Origin of the sequence: Streptomyces caatingaensis, from assembly GCF_001187435.1 — a bacterium.
Lineage (GTDB): Bacteria > Actinomycetota > Actinomycetes > Streptomycetales > Streptomycetaceae > Streptomyces > Streptomyces caatingaensis.
This window is the reverse complement of sequence record NZ_LFXA01000018.1, coordinates 581,437-597,712: the sequence shown is the minus strand read 5'-3', so window position 1 is coordinate 597,712 and position 16,276 is coordinate 581,437. Positions and strand designations below refer to the sequence as shown.

Sequence of the window (16,276 nt, the reverse complement as noted above, 5' to 3'; positions counted from 1 at the left end):
GGGGAGACCGTGGCGCTCAAGCCCGAGCCGATCACACCGTTCCACTCGGTACAGCAGGCCCTGCGCGTCCTGGAAGCGGTCACCAGGCACGTCGGCGGGGTCAGCGAGGCCCAGCTCGCCCGTGAGACCGCCCTGCCCGCCGGCCGTCTGACGCCGCTGCTCTCGATGCTCCACCGCGAGCACTACGTGACCCGCGTCGGCGACGGCGCCTACGCCGCCGGTCCCGCGCTGGACACCCTGGCCACCGGCCCCGGGCGGGAGACCGCCCTGACGCACCGGCTCCAGGACTCCCTGTCCCGGCTGCGCGACACCATCGGCGCCGCGGTCTACCTGAGCAGCTACGTCGACGGCGAGGTCCGGATCACCCAGTACGCGGACGGGCCGTGCACGCCCCGGGTCCACGAGTGGGTCGACTTCCGCACCGCCGCCCACGCCAGCGCGGTCGGCAAGTGCCTGCTCACCCAGCTCGCCCACGACGACCGGCGCGACCACCTCGCGCGCCACCGGGCCGCCCGCTTCACCTCGCGGACGATCACCGACGAGCGGACGCTGCTGACCCGGCTCGCGGCCCAGCCCGCCACCGTGCCCGTCCTCGACCTCCAGGAGTACGCGGTCGGCACCGTCTGCGCCGCCGTCCCGATCACCGCCGGGAAACGCGTGGGGTCGCTCGCCCTCTCCCTCCCGCTCGCGCACGCCCACCGGCTGCGCCGCGCGGCCGAGGAGCTGAACCGGCACGCGGCCCCGATGCTGCTCTCGCTGGCCCTGCACTGAGCCGGGCCCCACGCGAGACGGTCCCCACGGGCGCGCAAGGCCCGGAATCCCGGGGCCGGAGGGCCCTCCGGGGCGGGTGGTACGGAGCACCCCTCGGGACCAGGTAGTATTTACTCCGTCAGCAGGCGCCGCTAGCTCAGTTGGTTAGAGCAGCTGACTCTTAATCAGCGGGTCCGGGGTTCGAGTCCCTGGCGGCGCACCGACAGAAGAAGGCCCCTCACCTTGGTGAGGGGCCTTCTTCGTCAGAGGAGGAAGGAGCAGCCGGTGCCCCAGCACCGCCGTACGGCGGCAGCCTGTCTGCTGCTGCTCCTCGTGGCCCTCTTCGGCCCGGCCGCCCCCGCGGCCACGGCCGCCACGGCACCCGCCTCCGTCCCCACGGCGACCTCCCCCGACGGCGCGTTCACCCCGCCGCACATCGGCGTCCGCGACGACGGCGGCGGCAGTTGCCGGCCGCTCGACGTCCCGCTCAAGGGCGCCGACGCTGTCGTGGCGCACGGCCACACCGACCCGCTCACCGCGGCCGGCACCGCGCGTTCCCCGCTGCCCCGGGCGCCCCACCAGCGGCTCGGCGTCCCCCGGGCCCCGCCCGGAACCGTCGCCGGGGCCGCCGAGCTCCTCCCCGTCCTGCGGATCTAGACCCGCCCGCACGGCCCGTCGCCGGGCCGCGCCCCGGCATGCCCAGATTCCGCCCGACCAGGGAGTTCCCCCGCCATGTCCCCCAGCACCTCCGCCAAGACCGGCAAGCCCGGACCCAAGAAGCCGGCCGCCGGCAAGCCCTCCGCCGCGAAGGCCCGGACCACCCGCTCCCGCCGGCTCGCCGCCGCCGGCGCCGTCGTCGCCCTGCTCGTGGCCGTCGTCGCCGCGGGCATCGCCATCGCCAAGGGCTCCGGGGGCGACGACCGCAAGCCCTCCGCGTCCTCCTCGGCCGACCCCCAGCAGGCCCTCTACAACCAGGTCGAGCGGACCACCAGCCGCCGTGCCGAGGACGACCCGATGGCCGTCGGCAAGCCGGACGCCCCCGTGGTGATGGTGGAGTACGCCGACTACCAGTGCTCGTTCTGCGGGAAGTTCACGCGCGACAGCCAGCCCGAGCTGATCAAGAAGTATGTCGACACGGGCGTCCTGCGGATCGAGTTCCGCAACTTCCCGATCTTCGGCGAGCCGTCGGTGCGCGCCGCCCGGGCCTCCTGGGCCGCCGGGCAGCAGGGCCGCTTCTGGCAGTTCCACGACGAGGTGTACGCCAAGACCCGCAAGGGCGACGCCCTCGCCGAGGACAAGCTGGTCGACCTGGCCCGTACCGCCGGAGTGCGCGACCTCGACCGCTTCCGCTCGGACATGAACGGTTCCGCCGCGGCCGACGCCGTCAAGAAGGACCAGGAGCAGGGCTACGGGATCGGCGTCTCCAGCACCCCGTCCTTCCTCGTCGGCGGCCGGCCCGTCGCGGGCGCCCAGCCGATGGAGGAGTTCGAGGCCGCCATCGCGCAGGCGAAGGCCGCCGCCGAGGCCGCGCGGGCGAAGGCCGGCAAGTGACGGACATCGGCTACCTCGCCGCCTTCCTCGGCGGTGTCCTCGCCCTGGTCAGCCCGTGCAGCGCGCTGCTGCTGCCGGCGTTCTTCGCCTACTCGCTGGCGAGCCCCGGCAGGCTGCTCGCCCGCACCGGCGTCTTCTACCTCGGCCTCGCGACCACGCTCGTCCCGCTGGGTGCGGCCTCCACGGCCGCCAGCCGGCTCTTCAACGGCCACCGCGACGCGCTGGTCACCGCGGGCGGCTGGATCGTGATCGCCCTGGGCGCCGCCCAGATCCTCGGGCTCGGCTTCGCCTCGAAGAAGGCCCAGGCCGCGGCCGGCCGGATCACCCCGACCACCGCCGCGTCCACCTTCCTCCTGGGCTGTGTGTACGGCCTGGCCGGCTTCTGCGCCGGGCCCATCCTCGGCTCGGTGCTGGCCATGACCGCCATGCGCAGCGAGGTCGCGAGCGGGGCCGCGATGCTCGCCGTCTACGCGCTGGGCATGGCGCTGCCGCTGTTCCTCCTCGCCCTGTTCTGGGACCGCTTCAAGCTGGGCGGCCGGCGCTGGCTGCGCGGCCGGGAACTGCGGCTCGGGCCGCTGCGGCTGCACACCACCTCCCTGCTCTCCGGGCTGTTCTTCATCGGGATCGGCGTCCTGTTCCTGCTGTACGACGGCACGACCGGACTGCCCGGCCTGCTGGACGCCGACCAGGAGGCCGGCCTCGAGGAGACCGCCTCCCGGCTGGGCAACGCGGTGCCCGACCACGTCCTGCTGGCCGTCGCCGCGCTCGCGGTGGCCGGCGTCCTGGCGCGGATCGCGCTGCGCCGCCCGCCGGCCGGTGAGGCGGACGACGATCAGGACAGCCGGACGTCCGAGCAGGCGTAGAACGCGTTGCCGGTGTCGGCGATCGTCCAGACCGAGAGGATCAGCTGCTTGCCGGTCCGGCCGGCGGGGATCGTGCCCTGGTGGGTGACCGTGGCGTCCGGTATCCGGCCGCCGTAGGGCACGGTCAGGAAGGGCTCCGGCTCCAGGTCGGCGCGGGTGAGCGGGCGGGTGGGGTCGTAGTGGTCGTTGGTGAGGTAGTAGCGGAAGTCGGTGGTCGCGTGGCGGGCCGTCAGCCGCCAGCGGAAGGTGGTGGGCTGTCCGGCCGTGAGGTCCGTGGCGGGCCACTGGCCGCCGCGCGGGTCGTCGAGTTCGGCGAAGCGGCTGTTGCCGCCCGCGCAGAGGGTGCCGTCCGCGGGCCCGTGGCTGGGGAAGCCCTTCGGGCCCTCGACGCTCTGCGGCTCCCACTGGATCTCGCCGCAGTCCTGCACCGTGCCGTTGGCACAGAACCGCTGCCGGCTGGTGGGGGCGTCGGTGTAACCGTGCGCCCCCGCACTGGCCGTGGAGAAGAGGGAGACGCAGGTGACACCGATGCCGACGATCACCGCACTGATCTTCTTGCGCATACTTCGCTCCTGAACGTGGGGGGTTCGTGAGCCGGTGGGGGATGCCGGCGCGGCGGACCGCCGCATACGGGCCGCCGCGTCCGGACCATGCGGTCTAGACCAAGACGGAGGCTAGCGCCGGGCAATAGTCATGTCCAGGCCAAAGACGGCGACGGTTCGGCCGCCGTTCACGGGAAGGGCCTTGCCCCCTTCGCCCTCGGCCCGGGCCCCCTTCGCCTCAGTCCGGGCCCCCTTCGCCTCAGTCCGGCCGGACGCCGCCGTCCGCGGCCGCGGCCCGCAACGCCCGCCCCGCGGGCAGCCGCACCCGCCCGTAGAGCCGCGGCCGGTTCCGCGAGAACGTCGAGATCCGCACCTTCGTCCCCGGCCGCGCCGCCTCCACGTACCGCTCGCCGCCCAGGTAGATCGCCACGTGGTGCACCCCGGAGGCCCGCCCGTCGGAGGACCAGAAGACCAGGTCCCCCCGGCGCAGCGACCGGCGCGGCACCCGCGCGGTCGCCCGGTACTGATCGGCGGCGACGCGCGGCAGCCGGACGCCCGCCCGGCGGTACGCCTCCTGTACGAGCCCGGAGCAGTCCCAGCGGTGCGGCCCGCGCCCGCCGAGCGCGTACGGGTCGCCGATGTGCGCCACGGCGTACGCGACCGCGGCCTCCAGCCTCCGGGCGGCGGACACCCCGCCGCCCCCCTCCTCCTCGGCCCCGGCGAGCCCCTCCTCCGGGCCGGACGCCGCCTCCGCGCCCGCCTCCGCTACCGCCTCCGCTCCGGGGCCGGCCGCCGCGCCGACGGGCAGCGGCACCCCCTCCACCGCCGGCGCCCCGGCCTCCGGTCGCCCCTCCACCGCCGGCACCCCGTCCTCCGCCGGCGCCCCCTCCACCGCCGGCTCCCCGGCCTCCGGTCGCCCCTCCGGCGCCGGGTCGCCGGCGGCCGGGGCCATCACCGCGGGGTCGGGCGGCTCCCCGGCCCAGGCGACGGCCGGACCGGAGCCCGCGAGGAAGGCCGCGCCCACCGCCACCACGAGGGCGCCGCGCACGGCGCCACGGCGGACACCCCCCTCGTCGTCACTCTCCGCAGGCCCCCCGGCCCGCGGGCGGTCGCCGGATATCGGGTCGCTCACCGCTCTCCGCTCCCTTCCGCCGCCTTCCGGACCGGCCCGCGGCCGGGGCCGGACGCCCGCCCGGCCAGCTTCTCAACGGTCCGCGCGCCCCGCACTCCGCCGGCCGTCCCCGGGGGCCGCCCACCGCCGCGACCAGCGGCGGAGCCCCCGGTCCGGGGGTACTCCGCCAGGGTGGTCGGAAGCACCCCCAGGAGTGAGGTAGAGTTTTCTCTGTCAGCAGGCGCCGCTAGCTCAGTTGGTTAGAGCAGCTGACTCTTAATCAGCGGGTCCGGGGTTCGAGTCCCTGGCGGCGCACGACAGCCGAGAGGCCCCTCACTCACCGTGAGGGGCCTCTCGGCGTTGCCCAAGGCTTTCGTGTGATGGCCAAGCGGATGCCGGCAGGGCACAGTCTCCCAATGGCCAGTGACCTCCTGGAGCGGATCAAGCAGATCGTCATCGACCGCCGGCTGCCGCCGGGGGCGCCCCTGCCCACCGAACGGGAGCTCACGGAGCTGCTGGGGACGGGACGCACCTGTGTCCGCGAGGCGCTCAAGGCGCTCCAGGCGATGGGCATCGTCGAGATCCGGCACGGCTTCGGCACCTATGTGGGCCCGATGACCATGGCCCCGATCACCGAGGGCCTCGCCTTCCGCACCGTGGCCGGCCACCGGCGCGGCGAGGACAGCCTGCTCCAGCTCCTGGAGCTGCGGGAGGCCGTCGAGACCGGGCTGGCGTGGCGGCTGGCCGGCCGGATGCCCGAGCCGGACCTGGCCGAGCTCGACGCCATCGTCGCCCGGATGGAGGACGAGGCGCTCACCGGCCCCGTCCGGGCGGAGACCGACCGCGCCTTCCACGCCGTCTTCTGCCGGGGGCTCGACAACCCGCTGATCGACGCCGTGCCCGAGGCGTTCTGGAGCGCCTTCCACCGGCTGCGCGACGGAGTGCGCACCACCGCGCCCCCGGACCCGCGGACGGTCTCCGCCCGGCACCGGGAGATCGTCGCGGCCGTCAGGGCGGGTGACGCGGTACGAACAGAAGAGGCCATCCGCGATCACTTCTGCGACATTCGTACACGTCTCCGAAAGGCATACCGCTTTGCCCGGTAAACAGCTTGTTTCAACCTTGCGATCATGACGCGGGGTCCGAGATCCTGATCCAACAGTTGTCCCAACGTCACCGCGACCGCGGGGAGTTGACGGCACCGGAGGGAGCCGGTGCCGGTGGATCCGCACGCCCGGCCGGGGAAGCCGGGCGGCACCGGGCACCGGCCGAGGGGGGCCGGCGGGCCCGCGCACCAGCACACCACGCGGCGTCGCCGCGTGCGGGGGAACGACCGTACGGGGGGAACGATCCATGACGTCCACGCCTGCCGACGCGCGGCGCACGGCTCCTCGCGAGCCCGTGCCCGGCGACCCCTCGGTCGCCACCCGGCTGCGCATCCCGGCCCCGCCGGAGCCGGAGGACGGGCGGCGCAGACCCGCGCCCCGCCCCTCCCCGCCGCCCCGGCCGCACCGCCCCACCCGCCCGCGCTACGACTACGAGCACTACAGCCGCCTGGCCGGCCCGCTCACCCAGCCCGGCCCCGGCCCCTACCGGGTGCGCTACCGCAGCCTCCTGGCCGACGAGCCGCACCGCGTCCAGGCCGCCCTGCTGCTGGGCCTGGCCCCCGTCGTCTCCGTCGTCCTGCTGGTCTGGCTCCTCCAGCCCTCGCACTGGACGCACCGGGAGCACGCGACCACGACGATGCGGATCCTCGACGCCGTCATGCTGGTCTCCATCGGCCTGATCGAGATCTTCCGCACGCTGAACGTCGTCTCCAACGCCCACGCCACCCTGGTCGCCCGCGACCCGATACCGGTCGTCCCGGAGACCGGCACCCGGGTCGCCTTCCTCACCTCGTTCGTCCCCGGCAAGGAGCCGATCGGGATGGTCACCCGCACCCTGGAGGCCGCGGTCCGGGTGCGCCACCGCGGCCCGGTGCACGTCTGGCTCCTCGACGAGGGCGACGACCCCGAGGTCAAGGAGGTCTGCCGGCGCCTGGGCGTGCACCACTTCTCCCGCAAGGGCGTCGACAGGTGGAACCGCCCCGAGGGCCCGCACCGCGCCAGGACCAAGCACGGCAACTACAACGCCTGGCTCGACGCCCACGGCGACGACTACGACTTCTTCGCCTCCGTCGACACCGACCACGTGCCGCTGCCCAACTTCCTGGAGCGCATGCTCGGTTACTTCCGTGACCCGGATGTCGCCTTCGTCGTTGGACCTCAGGTGTACGGGAACTACGACACGGCGGTCACCAAGGCCGCCGAGAGCCAGCAGTTCCTGTTCCATGCCCTCATCCAGCGCGCCGGCAACCGCTACGGCTCCCCCATGTTCGTCGGCACCAACAACGCCGTGCGCATCAGCGCCCTCAAGGGCATCGGCGGCCTCTACGACTCCATCACGGAGGACATGGCCACCGGCTTCGAGCTGCACCGCCACCGCAACCCCGCCACCGGCCGCAAATGGCGCTCGGTCTACACCCCCGACGTGCTCGCCGTCGGAGAGGGCCCGAACGCCTGGACGGACTTCTTCACCCAGCAGCTCCGCTGGTCCCGGGGCACCTACGAGACCCTCCTCAAGCAGTACTGGAAGGGCCCCTTCACCCTGCGCCCCGGCCCCTTCCTCAACTACACGCTGATGGTCGTCTACTACCCGGTCACCGCGGTCAACTGGATGCTCGGCGCCCTCAGTTGCTCGCTCTTCCTGGGCCTCGGCGCCGCGGGCATCCAGATCGACTCCCAGGTGTGGATGATGCTCTACAGCGACGCCGCCGCCCTCCAGATCGGCCTCTACGTCTGGAACCGCCGGCACAACGTCTCCCCCCACGAGCCCGAGGGCTCCGGCGGGGTGGCCGGCATGGTGATGTCCGCGCTCTCCGCCCCGGTCTACGCCCGCTCCCTGCTGGACGCCGTGCTGCGCCGCAGGAGCCGGTTCGTGGTGACGCCCAAGGGCGACTCGGCCAGTCCGGACACCCTGTTCGGCACCTTCCGCATCCACCTCTTCTTCCTGCTGATCTTCGGCGGTTCACTGGTGGCCTCGTTCTTCCTGGGCCACGCCCACGCCGCGATGCGCACCTGGGCGGCGCTGGCCGTCGTGATCACGGTCGCGCCCGTCGCCGCCTGGTGGTGGACCGAGCACCACGGCAAACAGCCCGAGGGGACCCAGCCATGAGACTCCGGACCGTGAAATTCCGGAACCGCCTGCTCAGCCGCCGCACCCGCCGCACCGCGGTCGGTGCGGCGGTCGTGCTCGCCCTGGCGGGCATGAACGGGCCGGCGATCTGGGGCTACGCCTCCGGCCAGTACCACGAGTACAAGATCAACCAGCCGGGCTACAAGGCGAAGAACGGCCACTGGGAGGTCGTGGACGTACCCGACGAGTACCGCATCAACACCATCCACGCCGCCCTGCTCCACACCGGCAAGGTGCTCCTCGTCGCCGGCTCGGGCAACAACGCGGCCAACTTCAAGGCGAAGTCCTTCCGCACGGTCCTGTGGGACCCCAGGGCGAACACCTTCAAGGACATCCCCACCCCCAAGGACCTCTTCTGCGCCGGCCACACCCAGCTGCCGGACGGCCGGCTCCTCGTCGCCGGCGGCACCCAGCGCTACGAGAAGCTGGAGGGCGACGTCACCAAGGCCGGCGGCCTCATGGTCGTCCACAACGAGAACCCCGACAAGCCGATGACCTTCCCCGCCGGCACGGTCTTCACCGGGAAGCAGACCGGCAAGTCCTTCGAGTCCAAGGACGCCGTGCTCGTCCCGCGCGCCAAGAAGGAGCAGGGCAAGGACGGCAAGGTCAAGGTCACCGTCAGCACGGCCCGGGTCTACGTCGAGGCCCTGAGGAAGGGCCAGGAGTACGCCACCGGCCTCACCGACAACTACCGCATCGACGGCCTCAAGGGCGACGACGCCCGCAACTTCTACGGCATCGCCAACAAGCTGTCGTTCGACAAGAAGGACTTCCAAGGCATCAGGGATTCCTTCGAGTTCGACCCCGTCGCCGAGCGCTACGTCACCGTCGACCCGATGAACGAGGCGCGGTGGTATCCGACGCTGACCACCCTCCAGGACGGCCGGGTCCTCTCCGTCTCCGGCCTCGACGAGATCGGCCAGGTCGTCCCCGGGAAGAACGAGATCTACGACCCGAAGACCAAGAAGTGGAGCTACCTGCCGCAGGAGCGCTTCTTCCCGACCTACCCCGCCCTCTTCCTCACCGACAAGGGCAAGATCTTCTACACCGGTTCCAACGCGGGCTACGGCCCGGCCGACAAGGGCCGCGAGCCCGGCGTCTGGGACCTGGGGAACAACTCGTTCATCCCCGTCCCCGGCATCAGCGATCCGGACGTCCTGGAGACGTCCATGTCCGTCCTCCTGCCCCCCGCCCAGGACCAGCGGTACATGGTCCTCGGCGGCGGCGGGGTCGGCGAGGACAAGAAGTCCACCGCCCGGACGCGGATCGTGGACCTGCACACGGACCGCCCCCGCTTCCGGGACGGGCCCGACCTCTACGCCAAGGCCCGCTACCCCAGCAGCGTCATCCTCCCCGACGACACCGTCCTCACCACCAACGGTTCCGGTGACTACCGGGGGCGCAGCGACTCCAACGTCCTCCGGGCCGAGATCTACGACCCGCGCACCAACTCCTCGCACGCGGTGGCCGATCCGCTCGTCGGCCGCAACTACCACTCGGGTGCCCTGCTGCTGCCCGACGGGCGCGTCATGGCCTTCGGCTCCGACTCCCTCTTCCGGGACAAGGACAACACGATGCCCGGCGTCTTCCAGCAACAGATCGACCTCTACACCCCGCCGTATCTCTTCCGCGACGGCCGTCCCGCGATCAGGAGCACGGCGCCGCAGGTCGTGAAGCTCGGGGGGCGGGCGTCGTACCGGGTCTCGTCCGCGCGGCCGGTCGCGAAGGCGCGGCTGATCCGGCCGGGGTCGTTCACGCATGTGACCAACGTCGAACAGCGGTCCATCGCGCTGGAGATGAGGCGGGAGGGTTCGTCCTCGGTGACCGTCACCCTCCCGAAGGATCCTTCGCTGGTGCCGCCGGGCTGGTACATGCTGGTGGTCGTGGACGATCAGGACACGCCGTCGGAGGCGGTGTGGGTGCGGGTGCCTCCGGCGGAGAAGTAGGGAGATTCGCCCCGGACCCGCCCCTTCACCGTCTCCGCGCGCTCCCGCGCGGGGCAACGCGCCTTCGCCGCGTTGGTCCTCGAACGCCGGACGGGCTGATTTCAGCCCCCCGCGCGGCAGCGCGGCGAGCAACGGTGAAAGGGCGGGTCCGGGGCATCCTCACATCGCGCCTCACGACCGCGCATTACGCGCCAACTCCAGCGCATACGACGTCCACCACTCCCCCGCATCCGGCCCCCCCTTGCACGCCCCGTCCGACTCCCCCGGCCGCTTGATCCAGAGGTAGGCGTCAACGAGCCGGTCACCCGTGTGAACAGTCGGCGGCTCCCCCAGCGCCCTCCCCCCCGGATTGCACCACGCCTTCTCGTGATCGCCCCCCGACTCGGCCAGCGGCCCGTTCCCGTTCCGGCTGGTGTCGATGACGAAGTGCTTGTCGCCGACGAGGGCGGAGAGGGCCCGCCCGTACTCCTTGCTGTCGCGCGTCGTCTGGAAGTTGGAGACGTTGAGGGCGAAGCCGTCGGCGCGGTCGATGCCGGCGCGCCGCAGCGGCTCGGCCATCCGGGCCGCGGGAGTGATCCAGTTGGGGTTCCCCGCGTCGAGGTACACCTTCGTGCGCGGCAGCGACTTCAGCTTGCGGACGGCCTCCTTCAGCAGCGCGTACCGCTCCTCGTGGAACTGCTGCGGCGTACAGCCGTCCTCCATGTGCGGCAGCGCGTCCGGCTCCAGGATCACCGTGGCGCTGCGGTCGCCGATGCCGGCGGCCGCGCGGTCGAGCCAGGCGCGGTAGGAGTCCCCGTCGGAGGCGCCGCCCTGGGAGTACTGGCCGCAGTCGCGGTGCGGGATGTTGTAGAGGACGAGGAGCGCGTCGCGGTCGGCCCGGGCGGCGGCCTCGGTGAAGCCGCGGGTCTGGCTCTCGGGGTCGTCGACGCCGATCCACTCGGCGACGGGCTGCTGGGCGATCCTGCCGATGAGCGCGGCGTCCCGGTCCTTGCCCGCCTTGCGCAGCTCGGCGGCCTGGCGGGCGGCGGTCCCGTCGGGGTTGACCCAGTACGGGGACTGGGCCCGGGGGAGCTGGGAGGGGGAGGCGATGGCGGGCCGCGGGGATCCGTCGGGGGCCGGGGAGTCGGTGTCCGGGGAGGAGCAGCCGGCCAGGAGCACCAGGGCTCCCGCGGTGACCGCCCGGGCGAGGACCGCGCGGGCCCGACGGGCGTGGCCGGTGTGACTGCCGTACATCCGCTCCCCCTTGGGGTGTACTTCCGTGGGCGCCTGGCGCCCCGCGGGACAACGACCGGTCGCCCCCATGCTGGCACAGCCGTGTCCGCGGCCGGGGCCGGTCATCTCATGACACGACCGCGGATCGCTCTGAAGGAGCACCGGAGGCGCGGCGCGGGGGCCGTTCACGCCGGTCCGGTTCCGGTCAGGTAGGCCGAGACGACCACGTTGGCGTCGTAGGCGCGGCGGGCGTGGTCGTAGTCGCCGCCGCAGGTGATCAGGCGGAGTTCGGCCCGGCCGGGGGCGTGCGGCCCGTAGACCCGGCCGGGGTCGAAGTGGTCCTTGCCGACGACGGTGACGTCGTCGACGGTGAACTCGGCGGTGGTGCCGTCGGCGCGGTCGACGGTGACGGTCTCGCCGCGCCGCAGGTCGCCGAGCCGGTAGAAGACCGCCGGTGCCCGGTCGGTGTCGACGTGGCCGACGAGGACGGCCGCGCCGGTGCTGCCGGGCTGGGGGCCGCCCCGGTACCAGGCGACGGCGCCGGCCCGGTCGTAGGGCGGGGGTTCCGCGGCGCCCTCGCGGGTGAGGCCGTGGGCCTCGACGGGGGCCTTGAGGCCCATGGCCCGGATGGCCAGGAGGCGGGGCGGCGCGGGGGCCAACGGGGCGTGCGGCGGCGGGAGTTCGCGCACGGGAGGGCGCCCCGCGGCGGTGAGGTCACCGGTGGCGGGCCAGGAGGCGTACGGCACCTCGGTGACCGCGCGTCCCCACAGCCACAGGGCGCACAGCAGGGCGGCCCAGACCGCTCCCATCAGGAGCCGGCCGCGGCCGCCGGCGCGTGCTTCGTCCACGGCGGGGCGCCGTTCACCGGCGGGCGGCGTCGGTGCGGCGGCGGTACCAGATCAGGCCGCCGGCGATCAGGACGCCGGCGCCGCCGAGGACGAGCCCGGGGGTGCCGGGGGTGCCGGCCGCGGCGGCCGGCGCGGTGCCGCCGCCGCCCGCGGGCACGGGGGCGACGGGGACGCCGTGCTCGCGCTCGTGCTCGTGGTCCTGGGCGTTCTCGTGCTCGCGTCCGAGGGCGGCGTGGCCGTCGCGGCCGTCGGGCACCGCGTCGGGGACGACGGTCAGCACGCCCTCGGCGACGTCCTCGCGGCCGTCGCAGCTGACGCGGACGGGGTAGGTGCCGGCGGACGTGGTGGAGCGGACGGTGGCCTCGGCGAAGTGGCCGGTGGTGTCGCGGGCGAGCCGGGCATCGGTCACGAACGCCTCCGAGACGGCCGTGGCGCGGTCGCCGGCGCACCCCGAGACGCGCACCTGCACGTCGGCTCCGGGTCTGCTGGTGACGGGAACGAGTTCGACCGTTCCCGTGCGGGTGGCCGGGGGATCGTCGAGGGCATGGGCAGGGGCGGTACCGACGGCGACCACCGTCAGCGCGCCGCAGAGTGCGGAGCGGACTGAAACCATGGTGAACCTCCTGACACCTCAGAGGTTCACCCGGCGGGGACGGGCCGCGCATCCGCTCCGTGCGCCCGTTACTCCGATCGGTGACGGATCCGGATGCGCGTGCCGTCCGCTCGGGTCACTCCCGGGTCACCCCCGGGTCGCTCCCGGATCACTTCCGCGTCGGGCCCGCCTCACACCAGGCCGACGAGATCCGCGATGGAGTCGACGACCCGCGAGGGGCGGAAGGGGTACCGCTCGACCTCGTCCGGTGTCGTCAGTCCCGTGAGCACCAGGAAGGTCTCCATGCCGGCCTCCAGCCCGGCGAGGACGTCGGTGTCCATCCGGTCGCCGATCATGGCGCTGGTCTCGGAGTGGGCGCCGATCATGTTGAGCCCGGAGCGCATCATCAGCGGGTTGGGCTTGCCGACGAAGTAGGGCTCGCGGCCGGTGGCCTTGGTGATCAGGGCGGCGACGGAGCCGGTGGCGGGAAGGGCGCCCTCGGCGGACGGGCCGGTCTCGTCGGGGTTGGTGGCGATGAACCGGGCGCCGTTGTTGATCAGCCGGATGGCCTTGGTGAGCGCCTCGAAGGAGTACGTGCGCGTCTCGCCCAGCACGACGTAGTCGGGCTCGGCGTCGGTGAGGACGTAACCGACGTCGTGCAGCGCGGTGGTCAGACCGGCCTCGCCGATGACGTAGGCGGTGCCGCCGGGCCGCTGGTCGTCCAGGAACTGGGCGGTGGCCAGGGCCGAGGTCCAGATGCTGGCCGCGGGGACGTCCAGGCCGATCCGCTGGAGGCGGGCGTGCAGGTCGCGCGGGGTGTAGATGGAGTTGTTGGTCAGCACGAGGAACGGCCGGCCGGACTCGCGGAGCTTCTTTATGAAGGTGTCCGCACCCGGCACCGGGATGCCTTCGTGCATCAGCACACCGTCCATGTCGGTGAGCCAGGATTCGATGGGCTTGCGCTCTGCCACGTGCGGAACTCCTGCCGGTACTGCCCCTCCGGGGGCCGGGGGCGCCTGATGAACCGGGACGGCAGGGCTCGCCCGCCGCCCCGGCACCTTCCAGCCTAGTCAGCCCCCGGGGCGTTCTTCCGGGCGCCGGCGGCCCCCGGCCGCGCGTGCGCGGCGGCACGGGTCCGGGACGGCCGGCGGGGCGCACCCCCCGTGGCGCCCTGACGCCGCATCCGCCGCGCCCACAGCACCAGTCCCACCCCGCCCCCCAGACACCCCACGGCCAGCACCCCGACCACCACCGGCCCGACGCCCCGCACCCCGGTGTCCGCCAGCACCGGCGGCGGTCCCCCGGCCGGGAGGCCCGCCCGTGGCGTGGGCCCGGGAACGGCCGGGCCGCCGGCGGGCGGCGAGCCGACCACGAAGGTGTAGTCCTCCGACTCCCCGACCCACGCGCCGTCCTCCCCCCTCCGCTGCACGGCCGCGACGTTCGCCGTGACGGTCCCCTCCGGGGCCCCCTCCGCGAACCCCAGCCGCAGCGGCACGACCACGCTCCGGTGCGCGGGGACGTCGAAGCCGTGGAAGTCCGGCGAACGGCCGTCCAGGACACCGACGTTCTCCGCCTCCTCCGTCCGCTCGAAGCGGACCGGCCGCCACCGCGCCCCCTCCCGGTCGTAGAACGACATGCGCACGTCCTGCGGCCGCAGCGCCCGCCCCCGGTCCGCCAGCACCACGACGGGATGCACGGCCCGGCACCCGACGCCGGTGACGTTCCTCAGGTCCAGCTCCCAGGCCGGCCCGTCGGCCCCGCGCTCGTAGACGGCGGGACCGCCGCTCAGCCGGGAGACGATCGGGAAGTCCCGGCTGCCCGGGTCACCGCACGGGGGCCGGTCGGCGGCCGAGGCGGGGGCCGGAAGGGCGCACAGCGCGAGAGCGCCGGCGGCGGCCGTCCTCAGCACACGGATCAGCGGCATCCTGAAACCTTTCGTCGCCGGACCCGTCCCCGCCCCGGCGCCGGACGACGACCGACACGGCGGGAAGTCCCCCGGCCGGCCGCCGGATTCCGCCCGTTGGGCGGAGGCGCGCCTCAGGCGCACAGGGCGTAAAGGGTGACGGTGCGCCCCTCGTGCGTGCCGGGGAACGGCGCGGTGGTCACCGACCATCCCTTCCGGTCCTCCGTCGGGTGGGTGCTGGCCATGTAGTTCCGGCCGGGCGGGCTGATCTGGGCCCCGCCGCTGTGCACGTGCTCCCGGCCCGGACAGTAGATCGTGTGCGTGGCGGTCCGCGCCGTGGGGACGGTGAACGTCCGGCTGATCCCGTGCTGGACGGCGTCCGCCGGGGAGGGGGTGAGGAAGACGAGCAGGACGGCGGCCGGGACGGCGACCAGGGCGGATCTCATGGCGGTTCCTCTTGACGAGCTCGACGAAAGGGACATCACTCAAGGAACAACGCGAGTGACGACCAATCGGTCCGTAAGGGTGCAATCCCTTCGCTCGGACGAGTGACGGACGGGTGCGCCCCCGCGCCCGGCAGGTGGACTCCCCGCCTCCGGAACGCCCGGCGCCGTATGCCACAGTGACGACCATGGACACCGGCACCCCCCTCCGCGTCGGCCTCATCGGATACGGCACAGCGGGCTCCTTCTTCCACGCCCCGCTGATCGCCGCCACCCCGGATCTCGCCCTCGACACGGTCGTCACCGCCAACCCCGAACGACAGCGCCAGGTGCGCGCCGAGCACCCCGGCACCCGGATCGCCGCCTCCCCGGACGAACTCTTCGACCGGGCCGCCGGCGACGGCCTCGACCTGGTCGTCGTCGCCTCCCCCAACCGCACCCACGTCCCGCTCGCCCACCGCGCGCTGGAGGCCGGCCTCCCGGTCGTCGTCGACAAGCCGCTCGCCGCGACCGCCGCCGAGGCGGAGGCGCTGGACGCGCTCGCCACCGAACGCGGCCTGCTGCTCAGCCCGTTCCAGAACCGCCGCTGGGACGGCGACTTCCGCACCGTCCGGAAGCTGGTCGAGGACGGGGCCCTCGGCCGCGTCCTGCGCTTCGAGTCCCGCTTCGAGCGCTGGCGCCCGAACCCCAAGGGCGGCTGGCGCGAGTCCGGCGACCCGGCCGAAGTCGGCGGCATCCTCTACGACCTGGGCAGCCACCTGGTCGACCAGGCCGTCGCCCTCTTCGGCCCGCCCGAGACCGTCTACGCCGAGTCCGACGTGCGCCGCCCGGGCGCCGAGGCGGACGACGACACCTTCATCGCCCTCCGGCACGCCGGCGGCGTCCGCTCCCACCTGTGGATGAGCGCCGTCACCGCCCAACTCGGCCCGCGCTTCCGGGCCCTGGGCACCGACGCGGGGTACGTCAAGTACGGCCTCGACCCCCAGGAGGCCGCCCTCCGCGAGGGCCTGCGGCCGGGGGACGGCCCGTGGGGCGCCGAACCGCAGCCCGCCTGGGGCCGGCTCGGCGCCGGCGAGTCCCCCCTGACCGGCGGCGGCGAACCCTTCCCCACGCTCCCCGGCGACTACCCCGCCTACTACGCGGCCGTCGCCCGCGCCCTCCGCGACGGCGGCGCACCGCCCGTCACGGCGGCCGAGACCGCGACGACGCTGCGCGTCCTGGAGGCGGCCAAGCGGTCGGCGGAGCAGGGCCGGACGATCACCTTGTGACGCGCCGCGCCCC

General features: G+C 73.8%; 16 protein-coding genes and 2 tRNA genes. 10 read left to right on the top strand and 8 right to left on the bottom strand.

Annotation, left to right across the window (positions count from 1 at the left end):
• Window positions 1-9: 9 nt before the first annotated feature.
• The 5 genes from AC230_RS29395 (at window position 10) to AC230_RS29375 (ending at window position 3,164) form a co-directional block, all read left to right on the top strand.
• Window positions 10-771, top strand: coding sequence for an IclR family transcriptional regulator (locus AC230_RS29395; RefSeq protein WP_049719360.1), 762 nt, complete (start codon window positions 10-12; stop codon window positions 769-771).
• A 125-nt stretch (window positions 772-896) separates the two neighbouring features.
• A tRNA-Lys gene (locus AC230_RS29390) sits at window positions 897-970 on the top strand.
• Between the two features lie 65 nt (window positions 971-1,035).
• Window positions 1,036-1,407: a hypothetical protein gene (locus tag AC230_RS29385; RefSeq protein WP_049719359.1), complete on the top strand. Its 372-nt coding sequence runs from the start codon at window positions 1,036-1,038 to the stop codon at window positions 1,405-1,407.
• 75 nt (window positions 1,408-1,482) lie between these two features.
• A complete protein-coding gene (locus AC230_RS29380) occupies window positions 1,483-2,301 on the top strand; it encodes a DsbA family protein (protein WP_049719358.1) in 819 nt (272 codons plus the stop codon).
• On the top strand, window positions 2,298-3,164 hold the full coding sequence (locus tag AC230_RS29375) for a cytochrome c biogenesis CcdA family protein (protein ID WP_049719357.1): 867 nt from the start codon (window positions 2,298-2,300) through the stop codon (window positions 3,162-3,164). Before AC230_RS29380 ends, AC230_RS29375 begins: the two co-directional genes overlap by 4 nt.
• Here the strand turns inward: AC230_RS29375 and AC230_RS29370 are convergent.
• Window positions 3,134-3,727, bottom strand: coding sequence for a lytic polysaccharide monooxygenase auxiliary activity family 9 protein (locus tag AC230_RS29370; protein ID WP_049719356.1), 594 nt, complete (start codon window positions 3,725-3,727; stop codon window positions 3,134-3,136). The genes AC230_RS29375 and AC230_RS29370 overlap by 31 nt on opposite strands.
• A 238-nt stretch (window positions 3,728-3,965) precedes the next feature.
• Window positions 3,966-4,838, bottom strand: coding sequence for a C40 family peptidase (locus tag AC230_RS29365; protein WP_157868685.1), 873 nt, complete (start codon window positions 4,836-4,838; stop codon window positions 3,966-3,968).
• A gap of 220 nt (window positions 4,839-5,058) precedes the next feature.
• Here AC230_RS29365 and AC230_RS29360 point away from each other — a divergent pair.
• The 4 genes from AC230_RS29360 to glxA all read left to right on the top strand — a co-directional run bounded on the left by AC230_RS29360 (window position 5,059) and on the right by glxA (window position 9,997).
• A tRNA-Lys gene (locus tag AC230_RS29360) sits at window positions 5,059-5,132 on the top strand.
• Between the two features lie 101 nt (window positions 5,133-5,233).
• The gene (locus tag AC230_RS29355) at window positions 5,234-5,923 is read left to right on the top strand and encodes a FadR/GntR family transcriptional regulator (RefSeq protein WP_049719354.1); all 690 of its coding nucleotides are present in this window, start codon (window positions 5,234-5,236) and stop codon (window positions 5,921-5,923) included.
• A 247-nt stretch (window positions 5,924-6,170) separates the two neighbouring features.
• The gene (locus AC230_RS29350; RefSeq protein ID WP_049719353.1) at window positions 6,171-8,030 is read left to right on the top strand and encodes a glycosyltransferase family 2 protein; all 1,860 of its coding nucleotides are present in this window, start codon (window positions 6,171-6,173) and stop codon (window positions 8,028-8,030) included.
• A complete protein-coding gene (gene glxA / locus AC230_RS29345; protein ID WP_078871663.1) occupies window positions 8,027-9,997 on the top strand; it encodes a radical copper oxidase GlxA in 1,971 nt (656 codons plus the stop codon). Before AC230_RS29350 ends, glxA begins: the two co-directional genes overlap by 4 nt.
• A gap of 171 nt (window positions 9,998-10,168) precedes the next feature.
• Here the strand turns inward: glxA and AC230_RS29340 are convergent, their stop codons facing one another.
• The 6 genes from AC230_RS29340 to AC230_RS29315 form a co-directional block, all read right to left on the bottom strand.
• Window positions 10,169-11,230, bottom strand: coding sequence for a glycoside hydrolase family 6 protein (locus AC230_RS29340; protein ID WP_049719351.1), 1,062 nt, complete (start codon window positions 11,228-11,230; stop codon window positions 10,169-10,171).
• Between the two features lie 164 nt (window positions 11,231-11,394).
• A complete protein-coding gene (locus AC230_RS29335; RefSeq protein ID WP_049719350.1) occupies window positions 11,395-12,057 on the bottom strand; it encodes a class F sortase in 663 nt (220 codons plus the stop codon).
• Window positions 12,058-12,070: 13 nt separating this feature from the next.
• Window positions 12,071-12,670 (bottom strand): hypothetical protein, encoded by a 600-nt coding sequence (locus AC230_RS29330; RefSeq protein ID WP_049719349.1) that lies wholly within the window; start codon window positions 12,668-12,670, stop codon window positions 12,071-12,073.
• A 170-nt stretch (window positions 12,671-12,840) separates the two neighbouring features.
• The gene (locus tag AC230_RS29325; RefSeq protein WP_049719348.1) at window positions 12,841-13,620 is read right to left on the bottom strand and encodes an HAD-IIA family hydrolase; all 780 of its coding nucleotides are present in this window, start codon (window positions 13,618-13,620) and stop codon (window positions 12,841-12,843) included.
• 95 nt (window positions 13,621-13,715) lie between these two features.
• Complete coding sequence (locus tag AC230_RS29320; RefSeq protein WP_053161415.1) at window positions 13,716-14,573, bottom strand: hypothetical protein; 858 nt, start codon at window positions 14,571-14,573, stop codon at window positions 13,716-13,718.
• A 113-nt stretch (window positions 14,574-14,686) separates the two neighbouring features.
• Window positions 14,687-14,998, bottom strand: a complete 312-nt coding sequence (locus AC230_RS29315) for a hypothetical protein (RefSeq protein ID WP_049719347.1) — start codon at window positions 14,996-14,998, stop codon at window positions 14,687-14,689.
• A 185-nt stretch (window positions 14,999-15,183) separates the two neighbouring features.
• On the opposite strand from AC230_RS29315, the gene AC230_RS29310 reads away from it, so the two are divergent.
• The gene (locus AC230_RS29310; protein WP_049719346.1) at window positions 15,184-16,263 is read left to right on the top strand and encodes a Gfo/Idh/MocA family oxidoreductase; all 1,080 of its coding nucleotides are present in this window, start codon (window positions 15,184-15,186) and stop codon (window positions 16,261-16,263) included.
• Window positions 16,264-16,276 lie beyond the last annotated feature (13 nt).